The sequence below is a fragment of the Actinophytocola gossypii genome, assembly GCF_025165815.1.
Lineage (GTDB): Bacteria > Actinomycetota > Actinomycetes > Mycobacteriales > Pseudonocardiaceae > Actinophytocola > Actinophytocola gossypii.
In genome coordinates, this window is the sequence record NZ_JAFFZE010000012.1 from 207,389 (window position 1) to 225,270 (window position 17,882).

At 72.3% G+C, this 17,882-nt stretch carries 20 protein-coding genes; 9 read left to right on the plus strand and 11 right to left on the minus strand.

Features of this window, described 5'->3' with window-relative positions; all coding sequences use genetic code 11:
- The first annotated feature begins 9 nt into the window (after positions 1–9).
- Positions 10–552, plus strand: coding sequence for a TetR/AcrR family transcriptional regulator (locus JT362_RS14805; protein ID WP_260191774.1), 543 nt, complete (start codon positions 10–12; stop codon positions 550–552).
- 50 nt (positions 553–602) lie between these two features.
- Here the strand turns inward: JT362_RS14805 and JT362_RS14810 are convergent, their stop codons facing one another.
- Both JT362_RS14810 and JT362_RS14815 read right to left on the minus strand, forming a co-directional pair.
- Positions 603–1,247, minus strand: a complete 645-nt coding sequence (locus JT362_RS14810; protein ID WP_260191775.1) for a DUF4360 domain-containing protein — start codon at positions 1,245–1,247, stop codon at positions 603–605.
- A 143-nt stretch (positions 1,248–1,390) separates the two neighbouring features.
- A complete protein-coding gene (locus JT362_RS14815; protein WP_260191776.1) occupies positions 1,391–2,011 on the minus strand; it encodes a DUF4360 domain-containing protein in 621 nt (206 codons plus the stop codon).
- Between the two features lie 206 nt (positions 2,012–2,217).
- Between JT362_RS14815 and JT362_RS14820 the strand changes: the two genes are divergently transcribed.
- Positions 2,218–2,976: an IclR family transcriptional regulator gene (locus tag JT362_RS14820; protein WP_260191777.1), complete on the plus strand. Its 759-nt coding sequence runs from the start codon at positions 2,218–2,220 to the stop codon at positions 2,974–2,976.
- On the opposite strand, the gene JT362_RS14825 is transcribed toward JT362_RS14820, so the two are convergent.
- Complete coding sequence (locus JT362_RS14825; protein ID WP_260191778.1) at positions 2,973–3,422, minus strand: DUF4396 domain-containing protein; 450 nt, start codon at positions 3,420–3,422, stop codon at positions 2,973–2,975. The genes JT362_RS14820 and JT362_RS14825 overlap by 4 nt on opposite strands.
- 174 nt (positions 3,423–3,596) lie before the next feature.
- On the opposite strand from JT362_RS14825, the gene JT362_RS14830 reads away from it, so the two are divergent.
- Positions 3,597–4,481, plus strand: coding sequence for a cation diffusion facilitator family transporter (locus JT362_RS14830; RefSeq protein WP_375546498.1), 885 nt, complete (start codon positions 3,597–3,599; stop codon positions 4,479–4,481).
- Positions 4,482–4,486: 5 nt separating this feature from the next.
- Here JT362_RS14830 and JT362_RS14835 read toward each other — a convergent pair whose 3' ends face one another.
- The 4 genes from JT362_RS14835 to JT362_RS14850 form a co-directional block, all read right to left on the minus strand.
- The gene (locus JT362_RS14835; RefSeq protein ID WP_260191779.1) at positions 4,487–7,453 is read right to left on the minus strand and encodes a 3-keto-alpha-glucoside-1,2-lyase-like domain-containing protein; all 2,967 of its coding nucleotides are present in this window, start codon (positions 7,451–7,453) and stop codon (positions 4,487–4,489) included.
- A gap of 74 nt (positions 7,454–7,527) precedes the next feature.
- Positions 7,528–8,292 carry an ABC transporter ATP-binding protein gene (locus JT362_RS14840; RefSeq protein WP_260191780.1) on the minus strand — a complete coding sequence of 255 codons (765 nt, stop codon included), beginning with the start codon at positions 8,290–8,292 and terminating at the stop codon, positions 7,528–7,530.
- Positions 8,289–9,392, minus strand: coding sequence for a FecCD family ABC transporter permease (locus JT362_RS14845; protein WP_260191781.1), 1,104 nt, complete (start codon positions 9,390–9,392; stop codon positions 8,289–8,291). Before JT362_RS14845 ends, JT362_RS14840 begins: the two co-directional genes overlap by 4 nt.
- Positions 9,382–10,386: an ABC transporter substrate-binding protein gene (locus JT362_RS14850; RefSeq protein ID WP_260191782.1), complete on the minus strand. Its 1,005-nt coding sequence runs from the start codon at positions 10,384–10,386 to the stop codon at positions 9,382–9,384. Before JT362_RS14850 ends, JT362_RS14845 begins: the two co-directional genes overlap by 11 nt.
- Positions 10,387–10,545: 159 nt before the next feature.
- On the opposite strand from JT362_RS14850, the gene JT362_RS14855 reads away from it, so the two are divergent.
- Positions 10,546–11,751 (plus strand): MFS transporter, encoded by a 1,206-nt coding sequence (locus JT362_RS14855; RefSeq protein WP_260191783.1) that lies wholly within the window; start codon positions 10,546–10,548, stop codon positions 11,749–11,751.
- Positions 11,748–12,494, plus strand: a complete 747-nt coding sequence (locus JT362_RS14860) for a TauD/TfdA family dioxygenase (protein WP_260191784.1) — start codon at positions 11,748–11,750, stop codon at positions 12,492–12,494. Before JT362_RS14855 ends, JT362_RS14860 begins: the two co-directional genes overlap by 4 nt.
- 7 nt (positions 12,495–12,501) lie before the next feature.
- Here JT362_RS14860 and JT362_RS14865 read toward each other — a convergent pair whose 3' ends face one another.
- Positions 12,502–12,696 carry a PspC domain-containing protein gene (locus tag JT362_RS14865; protein WP_260191785.1) on the minus strand — a complete coding sequence of 65 codons (195 nt, stop codon included), beginning with the start codon at positions 12,694–12,696 and terminating at the stop codon, positions 12,502–12,504.
- 12 nt (positions 12,697–12,708) lie between these two features.
- The gene (locus JT362_RS14870) at positions 12,709–13,116 is read right to left on the minus strand and encodes a four-helix bundle copper-binding protein (RefSeq protein ID WP_260191786.1); all 408 of its coding nucleotides are present in this window, start codon (positions 13,114–13,116) and stop codon (positions 12,709–12,711) included.
- 124 nt (positions 13,117–13,240) lie between these two features.
- On the opposite strand from JT362_RS14870, the gene JT362_RS14875 reads away from it, so the two are divergent.
- The gene (locus tag JT362_RS14875) at positions 13,241–14,548 is read left to right on the plus strand and encodes a cation:proton antiporter (protein WP_260191787.1); all 1,308 of its coding nucleotides are present in this window, start codon (positions 13,241–13,243) and stop codon (positions 14,546–14,548) included.
- Entirely contained in the window at positions 14,545–14,907 is a 363-nt protein-coding gene (locus JT362_RS14880; protein ID WP_260192051.1) for a VOC family protein, read from the plus strand. The genes JT362_RS14875 and JT362_RS14880 overlap by 4 nt, the downstream gene beginning before the upstream one ends.
- A gap of 42 nt (positions 14,908–14,949) precedes the next feature.
- Here JT362_RS14880 and JT362_RS14885 read toward each other — a convergent pair whose 3' ends face one another.
- Positions 14,950–15,114: a hypothetical protein gene (locus tag JT362_RS14885; RefSeq protein WP_260191788.1), complete on the minus strand. Its 165-nt coding sequence runs from the start codon at positions 15,112–15,114 to the stop codon at positions 14,950–14,952.
- A gap of 36 nt (positions 15,115–15,150) precedes the next feature.
- The gene (locus JT362_RS14890; RefSeq protein ID WP_260191789.1) at positions 15,151–15,954 is read right to left on the minus strand and encodes a helix-turn-helix domain-containing protein; all 804 of its coding nucleotides are present in this window, start codon (positions 15,952–15,954) and stop codon (positions 15,151–15,153) included.
- 55 nt (positions 15,955–16,009) lie between these two features.
- Between JT362_RS14890 and JT362_RS14895 the strand changes: the two genes are divergently transcribed.
- Together JT362_RS14895 and JT362_RS14900 are read left to right on the plus strand one after the other, a co-directional pair.
- Positions 16,010–17,005, plus strand: a complete 996-nt coding sequence (locus JT362_RS14895; protein WP_260191790.1) for an ABC transporter substrate-binding protein — start codon at positions 16,010–16,012, stop codon at positions 17,003–17,005.
- 2 nt (positions 17,006–17,007) lie between these two features.
- On the plus strand, positions 17,008–17,826 hold the full coding sequence (locus JT362_RS14900) for a siderophore-interacting protein (RefSeq protein WP_260191791.1): 819 nt from the start codon (positions 17,008–17,010) through the stop codon (positions 17,824–17,826).
- Positions 17,827–17,882 lie beyond the last annotated feature (56 nt).

The window sequence follows — 17,882 nt, forward strand, 5'->3', positions numbered from 1 at the left end:
AGAGACCGCATGGTCTACAGCGCGGCGCAGCTGGTTCGCTCACGGGGAGTGGCCGCGACCGGCGTCCGCGACGTGGTGGCCCACGCGAACGCCCCACGCGGTTCGTTCCAGCACTACTTCCCCGGCGGAAAGGACCAACTGGTCGGCGAGGCCCTGATCTGGTCCGGCGACTTCGCCGCAGGCTGGGCAGCCGAGTACCCGGCCACCACCCGCCGCCCCACCCCCGCCGGCCTGTTCGCCCACCTGGTGCGCCAGTGGCGAGACGAGTTCACCACCCGCGGCTTCGAACGCGGCTGCCCGGTGATGGCCGGCTCGGCGGACCTGGCTGGCGGCGACTCCCCGGTCAACGACCAGGTACGCGCGGCCCTGGCCCGCTGGCACCGCGCCGTCACCGACCAACTGGTGCGGATGGACCTCCCGCGTCACCGGGCCCGCCGCCTCGCCACGCTGATGATCAGCACCCTGGAGGGCGCGATCATGACGGCCAGGATCCAGCGCAGCGTCACCCCGCTGACCACCGTCGTGCGGGAACTCGGCCCACTGCTCGGGTGAGCGCCCCGCGCGGCGGGTCACGCTGCGCGGGGCGCTGCCGATCGGGCCCGTTACGGGCAGGGCTTCCAGCTGAAGTGGTACTCGGTCTTCATGTCGACGTCGGTGGAGTCCATGGTGACGAAGCTGGTCGTCTCGGTGGTGTCCGAGGTGCCGGCGTTCACCCGGAGTTCGGTGTTGATGTTGAAGTTGCGTTCCTCGCCGCACGGTTTGTAGACGAGCTGGTCGACCTCGACCTGGTCGGTGGCCTGCCAGTTGTCGTCCATCGGGCCCTCGAAGCGGTGGGACCTCGGGGTCGTCTGCGACATACCCTGGAAGTAGTAGTTCGCCTTCTCGGTGAAGCTCGCGCCCTCGGCGACGTTCGCGTACCCGCGGTAGTCCGCCTGGGCGATCGCGTAGGTGAAGCCCTGCGGCACGTGCACGATCATGTTGAGCTGGCAGTTCTTGCGGAAGTCCAGCGGTCCGGCCCCCACCCCGACCAGCGCGATGTAGTCGCTGTAGGTCACGGTGAACTTCGTGTTGTCACTCGATACGGCGACGGCGGCGGTACCGGACGGGCAGCCGGAGCCGTTCACGGTCACGATGTCGATGACGATCTTGTCGTCCGGCGGGTCGGTGAAGTGGGGGCCGGATCTGGCCCCGGCGGGCGCGACGACCGTGGCGATGGCGACGACCGCGGCGGTGAGCGTGGCGAGCATGGTATTTACCTCCAGGGCTTTTGGAGCAGGCTGAAGACCCCCGACATTTGTGAGAGAGAATCGAAAGGAGGATTTGTTTCAGCGCGCGCAGCGGCCGGCCTTTTCTTCGACAAAGACCGGTCGCGGCGGCACGTTCGGGTGAGTCAGCAGCGCTTCCAGCTGAAGTGGTATTCCGTGCTGGCCGAACCGTCCGTGGAGTCCATGGTCACGAAGCTGCTGGCACCGCCCGACGAACCGGCGTTGACCCGCAGCTCGGTGTTGATGTTCAGGTTCCGCTCCTCGCCGCACGGCGCGTAGACCAGCTCGGCCATCTCGGTCCGGTCGGTGAACTGCCAGTTGTCGCTGTACGGGCCGGCGATCGGGTGACTGGACCGCCTGGTCGGCGAGGTGCCCTGGATGTAGTAGCTCGCCTGCTGCTTGGCCTCCGCACCGCGTGCCAGGTGGGCGAAACCGCGGTAGTCGGCCTGCGCGATCGCGTAGGTGAACCCGGACGGGATGTGCACACGGAGTGAGAGTTGGCAGTTCTTGCGCAGGTCGGTCGGGTTCGCACCCTGGCCTACCTGGGCGATGTAGTCGCTGTAGGTGACGGTGAACGCGGTGTTGTCGGTCGCGGTGGCGACGGCGGCGGTGCCCGAGGGGCAGCCGGAGCCGTTGACCGTGACCACGTCGACGGTGACCCGCTCGGTCGGGCGGTCGTCCTGCGCGGCCGCGGGGGTGACAACGATGGACAAGGCCATGCCGGCAGCGGCAATCATGGATAGCATCGGGGATTACCTTCCGATTGCGAAAAGTCGGGGGCGACCCCTGACGCTACGGCATGATCATCACCCGAACAAGGGATGGACAGAAATGTCCGCGTCATTAACGGAACCGGACGGAAAAGTCCGCAGCCTGGGATTTCCTGGGTGAACTAATTCAGTGGCGGGGTTCGTTTCGGCCGGCTGTGATCGACTGTGCGAGGATGCGAGGCGTGACACGGCCCCGCTCAGGTGCGCAGACGGTCGAGCGCGCGCTCGCCGTGCTGCGCCGCGTCGAGGACGCCGAGAGCGGACTCGGCGTCACCGAACTCGCCCGGCAGACCGGCCTCACCATGAGCACCTGTCACCGGCTGGCCCGCGCGCTCACCGAGGAGGGCCTGCTGCTGCAGGACCCCGACTCGGAGCGCTACCTGCTCGGCCCCGCCCTGGTCGCGCTGGGCCGCAAGGCCGAGGAGCGACTCGGCTACCGCCAGACGCTCCCGCTGCTCCAGGAGCTGGCCTCGGCCACCGGGGAGTCGGTCAACCTGGGCATCCGCGCGGGCAACGACGTGCACGTGGTGCTCGCGGTCGCGTCCCGCCAGCCGCTGCGGTTCGACCAGGAACAGGGCAGCCGGGTGCCGCTGCACGCGTCGGCCATGGGCAAGTGCCTGCTCGCCAGCGCCGGTGACCTGGACGAGCAGATCGAGCGGCTCGGCGAGCTGGCCAGCGCCACCCAGCGCACGATCACCGACCCCGACCGGCTGCGCGCCGAGCTGGAGCTGATTCGCGAGCGCGGCTGGGCACTCAACGACGAGGAGCGCAACCCGGGAGTGCGGGCCATCGCCGCGCCGGTGCACTCGCCGGGCGGCGAGGTGGTGGCCGCGGTCGCGGTACAGGGCCCGACCGTGCGTCTCACCGACACCCGACTGTCCGAACTGGCCGGCGACCTGACCGGCATCGTGCACCGAGTGGCGCCCCTGCTGTCCCGCTAGTGGTGGTACTCGTGCACGACAGCGTGCCCGGTGCCGCGGCCGATCATCCACTTGTTCACCGGTAGCGTCACGACGAACGCGACAGCGAGGGCGAACGCCAGCGCGGCCCAGAACAGCCAGCTCGCGAGCCCGGCGTCCATCGCGCCCGGGATGCCGACGATGATCGCGTTGTCCACGATCTCCATGACCGCGATGGACACGGTGTCGGCGGCGAGCGCGACCTTGACGGCGCGACGGAAGCCGACCCCCGCGCGCAGCACGCCGCGCATGGTGAGCGCGTAGCCGAACAGGAACGCGAGTGCGACCGCGAGCACGACGGTGGCGATCGTCCCCCAGCCGAGCGCGGTACCGATGACCATGCCGAGCACCTCGCCGATGGCGCAGCCGGTGAGGCAGTGCAGGGTGGCCGAGGCCGCCATGCCCCAGCTGGCGTGTTCTGTCGACATTCTCGCCTCCATATACCCTATGGGGGTATCACCGTAGCACGAGTCGGTGGCGGGTGCCAGCCACTGGCTGTTGCGGCGTTGTCGCAGGCCAGGGCGGGTGCGTACGGTTGCGCCGTGGGTCACGGACATGGTCACGGGCACGGTCACCGTTCGCTGGAATCGAGCCGGCAGGGGATGCGGGCGCTGTGGATCTCGTTCACGGCGCTGGCGGCGACCGCGGCGGTCCAGGCCGTGCTGGTGGCGTTCACCGGGTCGGTCGCGCTGCTGGGCGACACGCTGCACAACGTCGCCGACGCGCTGACCGCGCTGCCGCTGGCGGTCGCGTTCCTACTCGGCCGGCGGGCGGCGACGCGCCGGTTCACCTACGGGCTCGGGCGCGCGGAGGACCTGGCCGGGCTGGTGGTCGTGCTGGTCATCGCGGCATCCGCGGCACTGACCGGGTGGCAGGCGGTCGAACGGCTGGTGGACCCGCGCGAGGTCACCCACGCGGGCTGGGTAGCGGCGGCCGGCGTCGTCGGCTTCGCGGGGAACGAGCTGGTGGCCAGGTACCGGATCGTGGTCGGCCGCCGCATCGGCTCGGCCGCCCTGGTGGCCGACGGCGTGCACGCTCGCGTCGACGGGTTCACCAGCCTCGCGGTGGTCGCCGCCGCGGGCGGGGCGGCGCTGGGCTGGCAGTGGGTGGACCCGCTGGTCGGCCTGGCGATCGCCGTCGCGATCGTGCCGCTCCTGGTCGGCGCGGCGCGCGAGGTCCTCGGCCGCCTGCTCGACGCCGTCGACCCCGCGCTGGTCGCGGACGCCGAGCAGGCCCTGCGCGACACCGAGGGCGTCCATGACGTGGGCTGGGTGCGCCTACGCTGGGTCGGCCACACCCTCACCGCCGAAGCCGACGTGGAGGTGGCGCCGACCCTGTCCGTCGTGGCCGCGCACACCATCGCCCACGCCGCCGAGCACCGCCTCACCCACGCCCTCCCCCACCTGACCCGCGCGACGATCCACGCCCACCCGACGAACGCGCACTCGTACCACCGGGCGCACCTGGACAGCGCCGCACCGCGCTGAGGTGTCTACATCGGCTCGATCCAGATGTTGCGGTAGCGGGGGTTGTCGCCGGGGTCGCCGTGGTCCTGGAGGCGGATGGCGCCGGGTTCGGGGGTCTCGGGATCGCTGTCGCCGGTGCCGCCGTCGATCTCGACGTTGTCGTGGACCAGAATGCCGTTCCACACCACCGTCACGCGGGCGTTCTCGATCTTGTTGCCGGCGGCGTCGAAGCGGGCGGCGCGGAACGTGATGTCGTAGGTCTGCCACTCGCCCATCGGGGCGGCGGCGTTCACGTCCGGGGCCTTCTTGTTGTAGATGGCACCGGCCTCGTTGGGCGCCAGCGGGTTGCCGTGGGACTCCAGGACCTGGATCTCGTACCGCTCCTGGAGGAACACGCCGCTGTTGCCGCGTGCCTGGCCGGTGACGTCCGGCGGGTACTGCGGCTCGTACCACTCCACGTGCAGGCGGAAGTCCTGGAAACGTTCCTTCGTGCGGATGTCACCGCCCAGCGACTCCATCGAGCCGTCCGCGACGGGCCAGGTCGCGGGGCCGCCCGCGCGGGCCTCCCACGCGTCCAGGTCGGAGCCGTCGAACAGGACGATTCGTTCCGCCTCGCTCACCGTCAGCTTGTCCAGGTTCACGTTGCCAGTGTCCCCCGCCCCGTAGGCGTACGTCACGGTGTTCACCCCCTCGGCGAGGGTGAGGGTCTCGGTGTGGTCCGCCCAGGTCGACCACGCGCCGGTGCTGGGTAGGTGGGTCTGGCGGACTCGCTCGCCGTTGACGTGGACGGTCAGGGACTTGGTGCCGGTGAAGGGATCCGGGCCGTTGGCGTACCGCAGGTCCAGGTTGTACGCGCCGGCCGACGGAACGTCCACGGTGAACTCGGTCGCCGCGCCCGAGTTCCAGTAGCCGTCGACGAAACCGGTACCCGAGTAGCCGGGGTGGTTGGTGTTGACGGCCGCGCCGCCACTCAGCGCGGCCCGCTCCGCCTCGTACGACGTGGCGGCGCCGCCTCCGCCGGCCAGGCGGTTGAGCGTGTACCAGGCCTCGGTGCTCCACAGTTGCTCGCCGGACTCGGCCGCGAAGGGGCGCGGTGAGCGGACGTGCACCACGCGGCCGGGCAGCAGGCCGGGGACGCGCAGCACGACCGTCCGACCGTCCGCGGACAGGGTCGCCGAGGACGGGGTCAGCGTCTGCTGGTCGATCTTCGGGCCGCCGTAGTCCTCGGTCGGCTCGTAGCGCCACTGCGACACCTCGTACTTCGTCACCAGGTCGGCGGCGGTCTCGGCGGACAGCGGCTGGGTGTACTCCAGCTCGAAGCCGCCCTCGACCGCGCGCATGGCCAGGATGTCGAAGGCGTCGCTTCCGGTCGCCGCGAGTTTCTGCAGGCCGTGGTCGAGTTTGCCGGGTTGGCCCCAGTTGCCGCCGGCGCCGATGCCGCCGGTGTAGATCGCGCCGTCGGGGCCGATGCTGATGCGGCTGACGCCGGCTTCGAGGCCTTGGGTCATCCGGAACACGGCGCCCTGGTACTCGCCGCCGATCTTCTCCAGGTACGCGCGTTGCAGTCCGCCGTAGGTGACGTCGCCGAACACCAGTTGGCCGGCGAACGGGCCCGTGGTCAGCTGGACCGGGTTGCTGGGCGAGTTCGCGATCTCGTTCTGCGGCAACCAGAGTACGGGTTGGGTGACCGGTCGGGAGTCGAACGGGCCGGCCGGGTTCGTGTAGTGGTTGAAGAACCTGTCCTGCTTGATGTGCACCAGCTTCGACGACGGCAGCCAGCCGCCCTGGTTGTCGGTGACGAAGACCTCGCCGTCGGGTCCCCAGCCGATGCCGTGCGGGGTCCGCAACCCACCGGCCACATAGGACACCTCGCCGGTGTCCTTGTGCACCTTCACCGTCGTGCCTCGGTTGGGCGCGGGTTGGGGGTCGGTGGTGGCGCCGCCGAGGTCGATGGCGACGGACAGGTTGAGGTAGAAGTACCCGTCCCGGTACAGCAGGCCGAACGCGAACTCGTGGAAGTTCCCGCCGTACGGCCAGGTCGCGATCGTCCGGTACTCGTCGGTGACGCCGTCGCCGTCGGTGTCGTTCAGCTCGGTCAGCCCGGTCTTCTCGGACACGTACAGCTTGCCGTCGACGTGCTTGATCCCCATCGGCTCGGTGAGCCCGCTGGCGATCCGCTGGTAGTCCACTTGGGACGGGTCGGTCGCGCCGGTGACGCCGCTCAGCAGGTACACCTCGCCGAGCTCGTTCTCCGAGCCGCCCCAGGTGGTGATCGCGAGCCGCCCGTCCGGCAACCAGTCCATGCCGCTGACCTGCGGTTCGAAGCCCTCGGGGCGCAGGTTCGTCAGCGTGTGGTCGGGGTGCACGGCGGTGAGCGGCATGCCGTCGCCCGGGGTGTCGCCGCTGGCCTCGCACTCCTTGCGGCCGGGCGCGGTCACCCGCACCACGTCGGCGTCGGTGCTCAGTGCTGAGTTCGGCACCAGCGTGAAGTCCGCGGCGCCGGGCGGGCGCCACTCGAGCCGGAGCACGTTGTCGTACTGGGCGTCGAAGTGGTCGATGCGCAGGGCGTGGTAGCCGGCGGTGAGCTCGACCGAGCCGGTGGCCGGGGTCGGCGCGTGCAGGCCGTCGTGGTCGACCACGACGGACCCGTCGATGCGCAGCCGGGAGCCGTCGTCGCTGGTGAGCCGGAACTCGTAGGTGCCGGCGTTCTCGACGTCGAGGTTGCCGGTGACCTCGGAGACGAAGTTGTCGGCGATCTCGAACTGGTCGGTCGTGCTCCAGTCGATGGTCGGCATCAGCTTGTCGACGTTGGGCGTCTGCCCCGGCTTGAGCACGCACAGTTCCTCGAGGCCGACCTGGACGTCGAAGACCCGCAACGTCACGCCCGGTTCCTGGGGCGGGAGGTCGGGTTGGGCCTGGGCTTCGGTCGGGGCGAGAACGGTGGTGAGGACGAGTCCGGTGGCAGCGGCGAGCAGGGAGGGTATCAACCGCATGTCACGGACAGTAGGAGCACTTTCGCTCAGGGTCAACGAAAGTGGGGGCCGGTTACGGCGAATGGCCGCACAAGTCAGGTGACGCCGCGGTAGGCGATGGCCGGGTGGCCGAGCGCGTCCCGGCCGACCTCGGCGTCGATCTCGTACACCTCCCGCAGCCGCGCAGAGGTGAGCACCTCGTCGGCGGTGCCGTCGGCGACCAGCGCGCCTCGGTGCAGCAGCACCAGCCGGTCGCAGAAGCGGGCGGCCAGCGCGAGGTCGTGCAGCGCGACCAGGACGGTCTGGTCGGTGCCGGTGAGCAGCGCCATCAGCTCCAGCTGGTGGCGCACGTCGAGGTGGTTGGTCGGTTCGTCCAGCAGGATCGCGTGCGGCCGCTGCGCGAGCGCGCGGGCGATGTGCGCGCGCTGCCGCTCCCCGCCGGACAGCGTGGCCCACCGCCGGTGCCGTAGCTCGGTGAGGTCGAGCCGGTCGAGCGCGGCGTCGACGATCGCGCGGTCGGTGCGGTCCACGCCCCGCCAGCGGTCCCGGAACGGCGTGCGGCCGAGCGCGACCACGTCGGCCACCCGCAGGTCGGTGTCGCTGTCGGCGGTCTGCTCGACGAACGCGAGCCGCCGCGCGATCCGCCGCGCGCTCCAGCCGGCGATGTCCTCGTCGCCGTGGCGGACCGTGCCGGCGGACGGTGCGCGCAGGCCGGCCAGGCAGCGCAGCAGCGAGGACTTGCCGGAGCCGTTGGGGCCGATCAGGCCGACGGTCTCCCCCGGCGCGACGTCCAGGTCGACGCCGGTGATGATCGTCCGGCCGCCCGCCGCCCAGGCCAGCCCCACCGCCGCGATCCTCACAGGTCACCCCGCCTGCGCAGCACCAGCAGGAACAGCGGCACGCCGACCAGCGCGGTGAACACGCCGACCGGCACCTCGCGCGGGGCGAACGCCACCCGCGCCAGCGCGTCGGTCCACACCAGGAAGACCGCGCCGGCCAGCGCGCTGAACGGCAGCAGCGTCCGGTGCGCCGGGCCGAGGAGGAACCGCACGCCGTGCGGCACGATCAGGCCGACGAACGCGATCGCGCCGACCGAGGCCACCACCACCGAGGTCAGCACCGCGGTGACCACGAGCAGCACGATCCTGGTCGCCCGCACGTTGATGCCGAGCGCTGCGGCGGTGTCGGTACCGAACGCGAGCCCGTCCAGCGCGGTCGAGTACAGCCACAGCACCAGCAGTCCCACGGCGGCGACGACCGCCGTCACCACGAGCGTGTCCCAGCGGGACGGTGCCATCGAGCCGAGCAGCCAGTAGGTGATCGCGCGGGTGGTGTCCGCGTCGCTGGAGGCCATCAGCACCAGGTAGGTGACCGCCTCGAACAGCAGCCCGACGACGATCCCGGTGAGCAGCACCCGCACCGAGCTCAGGCCGCGGCTGCCGAGCAGCGCGAGCAGCAGCGCGAACGACCCGAGCGCGCCGACCAGCGCGCCGCCGGACACGCCGAGCGCGCCGCCGCCGACGCCCAGCACCACGACCACCACCGCGCCGGTGGACGCGCCGTGCGAGATGCCGAGCAGGTAGGGCTCGGCGAGCGCGTTGCGGGTGACCGCCTGCAGCACCGCCCCGCAGATCGCGAGCGCGGCGCCGACGACGGCGGCCATCAGCACCCGTGGGATCCGCAGGTCCCACACCAGCGAGTCGAGCAGCCGGGGCAGCGGGTCGACGTGGAGCCCGAGGTGCCCGCCGAGCACCCGGCCCAGCTCGGCGAGGCCGATGTCGCCGCTGCCGACCAGCACGCCGCCGGCGACCGAGCCGACCAGTGCCACCAGCCCGGCCGCGAACAGCGGCACCGGCGGGACTCGCCTTGGCGGAGGTGCCGGCTCGTCGGCCGGGAGGGCGGGCGCGTCCGGGCGGAGCAGGGCGGGCAGCACGGGCTCCCGCGTGCGGCTAGCGGACATGCCCGAGGTCACGCAGGCCGTCGACGACCAGGCCGAGCGCGTCCACCGAGCGCACCGACGGGTCCATGGCGATGCCGGGGACCTCGATGATCCGGTTCTCCCGGACGGCGCGCAGCTGGGAGACCACCGGGTGCTCCTTCATCATGGCGATCTTCTCCTCGGCGCTGTCGCCCGGCGCGCCGCGCTCGGACAGGTCGCCGACCACGATGACGTCCGGGTCGCGCTCGGCGATCCGCTCCCAGGACACCTCCGGCCAGTCCTCGTCGACGTCGTCGAAGGCGTTGCGCGCGCCGACGATCCGGCTCAGCTCGGCCGGGAGCCCGGTGCCGCCGGCCACGTAGGGGATGCCGTTGAACGTCGAGTACAGCCAGAGCACCGTCGGCTCGCCGGCGGAGTTCTCGCCGGCCCGCTCGGCGCGGGTGACGGCGGCGCGCTGCTCGTCGACCAGTGTGGCGGCGCGGTCCTCGACGCCGAAGATCCGGCCGATCGTCTCGTAGTCGGCGAACAGCCGGTCGAACGCGGTCCGGTTCTCGTGGTGCCGGGGGCAGTCCACCGCGCTGACGAACGTGGGCAGGCCGAGTTCGGCCAGTTCCTCGCGGGTGCCGACCCGGTCGGGCGTGTACTGCGCGGCGAACGAGGCCAGCACGACGTCGGGGGCCGCGGCGCGCAACTGCTCGGCGGTGAGCAGCTTCTCACTCAGCACCGGCACGGTGTCGTAGTCGGCGGCGTACTCGGGGGCGATCGGGACCTTCAGGTTCGAGGTGCCGGCCATCCGCTCGGCGAGACCCAGCTCGAGGAGGGTTTCGGTGGCCGTCTGGTCGAGGGTGACCGCGCGCTCCGGCGTGGCCGGGAAGGACAGCTCCCGGCCGCAGGAGGTGACGGTGACGCCCTCGCCGGAACGGTCGGGAGCCGCGTACGGGTCGGCACAGCCGGTGGCGAGGACGGCCAGGCAGGCCGCGAGCCCGGCGGCGCGGACCAGGACTCGCTGTGCCATCACAACCTCCAAGGCGGGGTCCGATCAGACGAGCGGCCACATTGTAGTGATAATCAGTTTCACTAACCATGGTCGGTTCTCTTTCGCATCTAACTTGCATTTGCCAGACTGAGGCAAGAGTGCGGCTAGGGTCCCGGCTGGACAGCGGAAGGAGTCACGGTGACCGCCACGGCCACAGCGCCCCGATCGATCCTGCTGGAGGCGGGCTTCCTGCGGCTGTGGACCGGCACCACCGCCTCGGGGCTCGCCACCTGGGCACTGCCGTTCGTGCTCGGGCTCGCGGTGCTCGACCGGGGGTTGACCGCGGGCGGGCTGGGCATCGTGCTGGCCACCCGAACGGTGGGTTTCCTGCTCGCGGTCCCGGTCGGCGGGGTGCTGGCCGACCGGCACTCGCGCCGGGCCGTGGTGCTGTGGGCGGGGCTCGCCGCGGCGCTCGCGTCGCCGGTGATCGCGTTCGGGCTCGGCCGGTCGGTGCTGCTGATGGCGCTGGCCGCGGCGGTGGTCGGCGCGGGGCAGGGCGCGTGCCGGCCCGCGTTCCAGGCACTCACCGCCGAAGTGGTCGACCCCGACCGGCGCCAGCAGGCGAACGCGGCGATGGCGCTGGCCGTGCGGGTCACCACGCTGACCGCGCCGGGGCTGACCGCCCTGCTGGCCACCGTGCTCGACCCGGGCGCGCTGCTGGTCGGCACCGGGCTGGTGTGGCTGGTCGCGGCGCTGGTCCCGCCGGCGGGCGCGGCGGCTCCGGCGGCGCCGGTCGCGCGGGTGCCGTTCACCCGGGAGTTCGCCGACGGGGTGCGGGAGGCGCGGCGGCACCCGTGGTTCCTGGCCGGGCTCGGCGCGCTCACCGCGGTGATCGCCACCGGCTACTCGGCGACCGGCGTCGCGCTGCCGCTGGTCAGCCGCGACCGGTACGACACCGAGTTCGTGCTCGCCGCGGCGTTGACCGCCTACACCGCGGGCGCGCTGATCGGCGCGGTGGTGGTCGCGCGCTGGCGGCCGCGCGCGCAGGGCTGGGCCGCGCTCGCGGCGCTCGCCTGCTACGGGTTCGCGCCGCTGGCGCTGCTGCTGCCGGTGCACTGGGTGGTGGTCGTGGCCGCCTACGTGGTCGCGGGGCTTGGCATCGAGCTGTTCAACGTGCCGTGGTTCACCGCCACCCAGCGGGAGGTCGCACCGGACAAGCTGGCCAGGGTGTCCTCTCTGGACTTCCTGCTCTCCTACGGGCTCGCGCCCGTCGGGCTCGCGCTGATCGCCCCGGCCATCGACGCGTTCGGGGTGACCGCGGTGCTCGGCGCGTGCGCGGCCGTGTGCTTCCTCGCCCCGGCCGCCGCCGCGCTCGTTCCCAGTACGAGGAGGTTCGCCGCATGACCGGAGTCGTCCCCGCCCGCGTGGACGCCGCCGCCGACGACGCCGCCGACAAGGCCCGGCACGCGCTCGCCGAGGACGGCGCGGTCGTGCTCACCGGCCTGCCGGTGACCGCCGACGGGTTGGTGCTCGCCGCCGCGACCGTGCACGGCGCCGACCTGCGGGAGCTGTTCCCGGTCCGGGAACGCGCCTCCCGGGACGGCGGCGCGGTGCACCTGCACGCGGACAGCTTCGACCAGGTCGTGGACGTCGGCGGGGTGCCGGTGCGGCGGCGCGATCCGGACGAGGACGCCGTGCTCGTGCAGTGCGTTCGCGGACCGGCGAGTGGCGGGGAGTCGTTCGTCGCCGACGCGTACCGGTTCGTCGAGGACGCCGACCCGGAGCTGGTAGCGTTCCTCACCGGCGACGACGTGGACCTCTACGGCGCCTGGACCGGCCTGCGCGGCCTGCCGGCGATCCCGCGGGTGGCCAGGCACGTCGAGTACACCCGCACCGGCCGGCGGATCGTGCGCCGAGGCGAGGGCGCCGTGCCGCTGCACCGCGACCCCGCCGCCGACCGGATCACCGCGATGCTCGCCCGGTTCACCGAGGCCACGCTCGCGCTGGAGGCGACGCTCCCCCGGTTCGCACTGGCCGAGGGCGACGTCCTGGTGCTGGACAACTACCGCTGCTGGCACGGCCGCGACGCGCACACCGGCGAGCGCGTCGTCCGCATCCTCACCCTGCGCACCGCCGCGGCCCGGTGAACGCCGGTCAGGGGCTCCTGGGCATGAGGGCCCACAGGACGATGTAGGCGACGAACTGCGGGCCGGGGAGCAGGCAGGACAGCACGAACACCAGCCGCACCCGGCCGGTTCGCCAGCCGTAGCGAGCGGCGAGGCCGGCGCAGACGCCGGCGATCATCTTGCGGCTCTGGGGCCTGGTCAGCGCGGTCGACGTGGTGGTCACGGGGGTCTCCTTCTACAGGGAGTCGATCAGGGCTCGGCAGGCCTGCTCGCAGCGGCGGCACGCCTCGGCGCAGACGCGGCAGTGGTCGTGGTGGTTGGCGTGCCGCTCGCACTCGTCGGCGCAGGACGCGCAGACCGTGGCGCAGGCCTCCAGCACGGCGCGGGTGATGTTGGCGTCGTAGCCGGTGTGCCGGGACAGCACCCGCTCGGTGGTGGCGCAGACGTCGGCGCAGTCCAGGTCGGTGCGCACGCACTTGCGCAGGCCGGGCAGTTCCTCGTCCGACTCGCTCAGGCAGGCGTCGGCGCAGGCCGTGCACGCCTGGGCGCACGCCTGGCACTCCTCGATGCAGCGCACCAGCGCGTTCCGGTCCACTCCGCCGAGGTCGGCCGGGTAGGTCCGCACCATCTCCGCGACAGTCATCGTCGTCCTTCCCGAGTCGGTTCCGTCCGATCCACGTACCCGACGCGGGTGCCGGGAAACCACCGTTTCGCGCGATTCCGGCCGGGTACATCACTGCCGGCACCGGCGGGGCGGGAGGGAGCTCGTGACTGATCCTGGTTCGGTCGTGTACGCGGCCGCGGGGCTCGCGACTCTGGCCGCCGCCCTGCTCCCCCGGCTGCTCGGCCGGATCCCGGTCTCGATGCCGATGATCTTCCTCGCGGTCGGCGCGGTGGCGTTCGCCCTGATCGAACCGCTGCCCGACCCGCTGCCGATGGAGCACGCCAACATCACCCTGCGCCTCACCGAGCTGTGCGTGATCGTCTCGCTGATGGGCGCCGGTCTCGCGCTGGACCGCCGGGTCGGCCGGCACGCCTGGTCGACGACCTGGCGGCTGCTCGGCGTCACCATGCCGATCACGATGGTCGGCCTCGGCCTGCTCGGCTGGAGCGTGCTGGGCTTCGGCGTGGCCGGCGCGGTGCTGCTCGCCGCCGCGCTGGCGCCGACCGACCCGGTGCTCGCCAGCGAGGTGCAGGTCGGCGAGCCCGCCCAGGGCGCCGAGGAGGAGACCGAGGACGAACCCCGGTTCGCGCTGACCTCCGAGGCGGGGCTCAACGACGGCCTGGCGTTCCCGTTCACCTACGCCGCCATCGCGATCAGTGGGGCCGGTCTCGCGCCGGGCGGGTGGCTGGCGCACTGGCTCGCCGTGGACGTGCTGTGGCGCGTGGGCGGCGGTCTGCTGGTCGGCCTGGTCGCCGGATGGGGGCTGCGCAAGCTGTTCTTCCGGGCCGAGTCGGACAAGCTGCGGCTGGCCGAACACGCCGAGGGGTTCGTCGCGCTCGCCGCCACGTTCCTCACCTACGGGGTGGCGGAGCTGGTGCACGGCTACGGCTTCGTCGCGGTGTTCGTGTGCGCGTGCACGATCCGAGCCGCCGAGCGATCGCACGGCTACCACCGCGTGCTGCACACCTACGTCGAGCAGTTGGAACGACTGCTGACCGTGCTGGTGATCTTCCTGCTCGGCGGGGCGGTCACCCGCGGCCTGCTGGCCGGACTGACCTGGGAGGAGGTGCTGGTGGCCCTGGTGGCGCTGCTCGTGGTGCGACCGGTCGCCGGCCTGCTCGCCCTGCTCGGCGGGCGCGCCGCGACGCGGGAGCGGGTGGTGGTCTCGTTCTTCGGGGTGCGCGGCGTCGGCTCGGTGTTCTACGTCGCCTACGCCGTCGAGCACGGGGACTTCCTCGAGGCGGGCGCGGTGTGGCGGATCGTGGCGCTGGTCGTGGTCGGCTCGATCGTCGTGCACGGGCTGTCCGCGAGCCCGGTCATGGCGTTCCTGGACCGCAAGAAGGACGAACTCGACGACCGTCACGAGGAACGACAGGAAGGGGACGGAACATGGACGACCGCCCGAGGATGACGCTCACCGCGACGGTGCTGGACGCGCCGAACGCACGGGAGCTGGCGGACTTCTACCGGCGGCTGCTCGGCTGGACGCCGCTCGACGACGGAGAGCACTGGGTGACGCTGCGCTCGCCCGCGGGCGCGCGGCTGTCGTTCCAGACCGAGCCGCACTTCGTGCCGCCGGTGTGGCCGGGCGAGCCGGGATCGCAGCTGATCCAGGCGCACCTGGACATCGCGGTCACCGACCTCGACGCCGCGACCGACTACGCGGTCGCCGCGGGGGCCCGGCTCGCGGAGTTCCAGCCGCAGGAACACGTGCGGGTCTGCCTCGACCCGGCCGGACACCCGTTCTGCCTGTACCTGCCCGAGGAATGACCGTGCCGGCGCCGCGCGGGCGCCGGCACGAAGCCGGTACGACTACTGGGACACCATCATCACGATGGCGGGACGGGCGCGCATGCCGTCGTCGTCGTCATCGTCGTCGTCCTCCTCGCTGTCGTTGCAGGCCGCGAGGAGCGGCAGCGCGGCCAGCGCGCCGATCACCGCCAGCAGGCGGAAGCGGCGTTTGGGGTCGAGCGCCATGGGGGCTTCCCTTCGTAGACGAAATGTCCGGTTCCCTCAGTACCCCATCCTGGCACCACGCAACCCTCCGCGCAGCCGTCCCGGCGTGTCACCGAACTCCTTGGCGAACGCCGCCACGAACGACGACGGACTCGCGTAGCCGACCCGGTGCGCCACCTGGTGCACCGGGTGGAACTCCAGCAGCGCCCGTGCCGCGCGCAGCCGGGCCAGGGTGCGCCACCGCGAGTACGGCATCCCGAACTCCCGCTCGAAGTCGCGCTGCACCGTCTTCACACTCGTGTGCAGGCGCGTCGCCCACTCCGCCAGGCCCACCGCGTCGCCCGGGTCGCGGGTCACCGCCCGCGCGATCGTCATCGCGAAGCCGGCGCCGACCGCGTGGTGGTCGACGAACTCCCGGGTCGACGCCGCCAGCCCGGCCATGATCCGCGACCGGGCGGCCAGCGCCTCCGCCTCGCCGACGCCGCCGCGCCCGATCGACACCATCGCCCGCGCCGCGTCCGGGGACACCGACACCGCGCCGGACCGCGCGCCGCCGAGCGCGGGCGGCACCTCGCGCAGGAACACCCGGTACACCGTGCGGCCGCCCGCCGCCACCACCTCGTGGGTCACCGCGCGCCGCGCCCAGAACGCCTCCCGCCCGCCGGCGAACCCGCCGACCGTGGACAGCACGCCGTCCGGGGACCAGTACAGCTGGTGCAGGAAGTCGTCGCGGGTCTCGCCGAAGGTGACGCGGCCGGCGCCACGGTAGACCAGCACCAGGATCCCACCGGGGCTGCCGAGGCCGTAGCCGTACTCCTCGCACACCACCGGATCGGACCCGAAGTGGCCTGGACTCTGCATCGGGTGACCTCTCAGCGACATTCCTCGACGAGTTGGTAAGGCTAGCCTAAGGAACGTGCAGAACCGTTCCACCCCCTTCCTGGCCGGCGCGCTCGCCGTCACCGTCGCCCTGTTGTCCGCCTGTGGCACCGGAGCCGCGGACGGCGCCGCGAGCGACGTGCCGACCCGCGTGTTCACCGCCGACAACGGCGAGGTCACCATCCCCGTCGACCCGAAGCGCGTGATCGCCACCGGCTACGCGGTGCCCGTGCTCATCGAGGTCGACGCCGCCCTGGTCGGCATCTCCACCTGGAGCCGCGGCCTGGAGATGATGAGCGACGAGGACCGCGCCACCTACGACGAGCTGACCAAGATCGCCGGCGACCTCGCCGCGGAGACCAACTACGAGGCGGTCGCGAAGGCCGACCCGGACCTGATCGTCGTCGGAGTGCCGCAGCCGGTGCTCGTCGACGTCGACATGGAGCGGCTGGAGTCGATCGCGCCGGTGGTGGCGATCGGCCCGGACCAGCCGTGGCAGTGGCGCGAGCTGTCCGAGAAGCAGGCCGACGCCGCGGGGCGGCTGGCGGACTTCGACGAGGACCGCGCCGCCTACGACCGGAAGGCCGCCGAGCTGAGGACCAAGTACGCCGACGCCCTGCGTGGCCTGGCGTTCGGACACGTCGGCGGTTACGGCGACGTCTCGGCCGGCAACTTCCAGCGCGAGTTCGCCGGCTCCTGGGGCACCAACATCGCCCAGGACGTCGGCGTGGAGTACTACGGCGAGGTGCGGGAGAAGGGCGAGGGCGGCATGGCCGTGTCCGAGTACCCCTCGATCGAGGAACTGCCGGCGAGCCTCGGCGAGGCCGACGCGATCACCTACACGCTGGAGCCGGACGGCTCGGTCGGCCCGGCGGTCCAGTACGTGCTCGACTCGCCGCTGTGGCGGGAGCTGCCCGCGGTCAAGGCCGGCATGGTGTTCCCGCTGCGCTACACCCAGGCCGCCACCTACCCGTCGGCGCTCGGCACCCTCGACGCCATCGACCAGGCCCTCGCGCCACTGCTGGACCGGTGATCATGCGACACGTCGTCGAACCCGACTTCCAGGCCCGCGTCGCCGAGCACCAGCGGACCGGCACCGGCGCGGTGCGGGTGCCGTACCCGATCGGGGTGCGGACCGTGCCGCTGGTCGCCCGCGAGCGGCTGACCCCGAGGATGCTGCGGCTGACCTTGCGCGGCGCGGACCTCGCCGGGTTCCACTCCTACCAGGCCGACGACCACGTGAAGATCGTCTTCCCGGACCAGGACGGCACCTGGCGGCGACCGGTGCCCAACGAGCGGCAGAAGCTGGACTGGCCGCACCCGATGCCGACCACCCGCGACTACACCGTCCGCCGCTTCGCCGAGGACACCCTGGTCCTGGACGTGGTGCTGCACGGTCACCTGGGCGCTGGCGGCGTCGCGTCCCGCTGGGCGGAGACCGTCGAGGTCGGCGAGGACGTCACGGTCGCCGGCCCGCCCGGCGGCAAGGCCTTCCGGTACACCCACGAGCACTACGTCCTGGCCGTCGACCCCACCGGGCTGCCGGCCGCGGCCCGCTGGCTGGAGGACGCGCCGCCGGGACCGGGCACGCACCTGGTGGTGGAGGCCGACGAGCCGGCCGAGCACGACTACCCGCTGCCCGAGCGGGCCGGGCTGGAGGTCGTGCGCCTGGTCCGGGACGGCACCCGGTCCGCGCTGGCCGACACGGTGCGCGCGCTCGACCTGCCGGCGGACACGTTCCTGTTCGCGGCGGGCGAGGCGGAGGACATCCGGCCGCTGCGGAGCTGGCCGAAGGAGACGTCGTCGATCACCGGGTACTGGAAGCGCGGAGTCGCCGGGCTTGAACGGGAGTAGTACCCGCCGGGTGGCCGCACGATCGGGACTGCTGGCCGGGTGCCTCGCGCTGCTGG

Excerpts from the sequence above, each read along its gene's own strand:
- JT362_RS14805 (WP_260191774.1), top strand. The coding sequence starts at position 10 with ATGGTCTACAGCGCGGCGCAGCTGGTTCGCTCACGGGGAGTGGCCGCG.
- JT362_RS14810 (WP_260191775.1), bottom strand. The coding sequence starts at position 1,247 with ATGCTCGCCACGCTCACCGCCGCGGTCGTCGCCATCGCCACGGTCGTC.
- JT362_RS14815 (WP_260191776.1), bottom strand. The coding sequence starts at position 2,011 with ATGCTATCCATGATTGCCGCTGCCGGCATGGCCTTGTCCATCGTTGTC.
- JT362_RS14825 (WP_260191778.1), bottom strand. The coding sequence starts at position 3,422 with ATGTCGACAGAACACGCCAGCTGGGGCATGGCGGCCTCGGCCACCCTG.
- JT362_RS14830 (WP_375546498.1), top strand. The coding sequence starts at position 3,597 with ATGCGGGCGCTGTGGATCTCGTTCACGGCGCTGGCGGCGACCGCGGCG.
- JT362_RS14835 (WP_260191779.1), bottom strand. The coding sequence starts at position 7,453 with ATGCGGTTGATACCCTCCCTGCTCGCCGCTGCCACCGGACTCGTCCTC.
- JT362_RS14845 (WP_260191781.1), bottom strand. The coding sequence starts at position 9,392 with ATGTCCGCTAGCCGCACGCGGGAGCCCGTGCTGCCCGCCCTGCTCCGC.
- JT362_RS14850 (WP_260191782.1), bottom strand. The coding sequence starts at position 10,386 with ATGGCACAGCGAGTCCTGGTCCGCGCCGCCGGGCTCGCGGCCTGCCTG.
- JT362_RS14860 (WP_260191784.1), top strand. The coding sequence starts at position 11,748 with ATGACCGGAGTCGTCCCCGCCCGCGTGGACGCCGCCGCCGACGACGCC.
- JT362_RS14870 (WP_260191786.1), bottom strand. The coding sequence starts at position 13,116 with ATGACTGTCGCGGAGATGGTGCGGACCTACCCGGCCGACCTCGGCGGA.
- JT362_RS14880 (WP_260192051.1), top strand. The coding sequence starts at position 14,545 with ATGACGCTCACCGCGACGGTGCTGGACGCGCCGAACGCACGGGAGCTG.
- JT362_RS14885 (WP_260191788.1), bottom strand. The coding sequence starts at position 15,114 with ATGGCGCTCGACCCCAAACGCCGCTTCCGCCTGCTGGCGGTGATCGGC.
- JT362_RS14890 (WP_260191789.1), bottom strand. The coding sequence starts at position 15,954 with ATGCAGAGTCCAGGCCACTTCGGGTCCGATCCGGTGGTGTGCGAGGAG.
- JT362_RS14900 (WP_260191791.1), top strand. The coding sequence starts at position 17,008 with ATGCGACACGTCGTCGAACCCGACTTCCAGGCCCGCGTCGCCGAGCAC.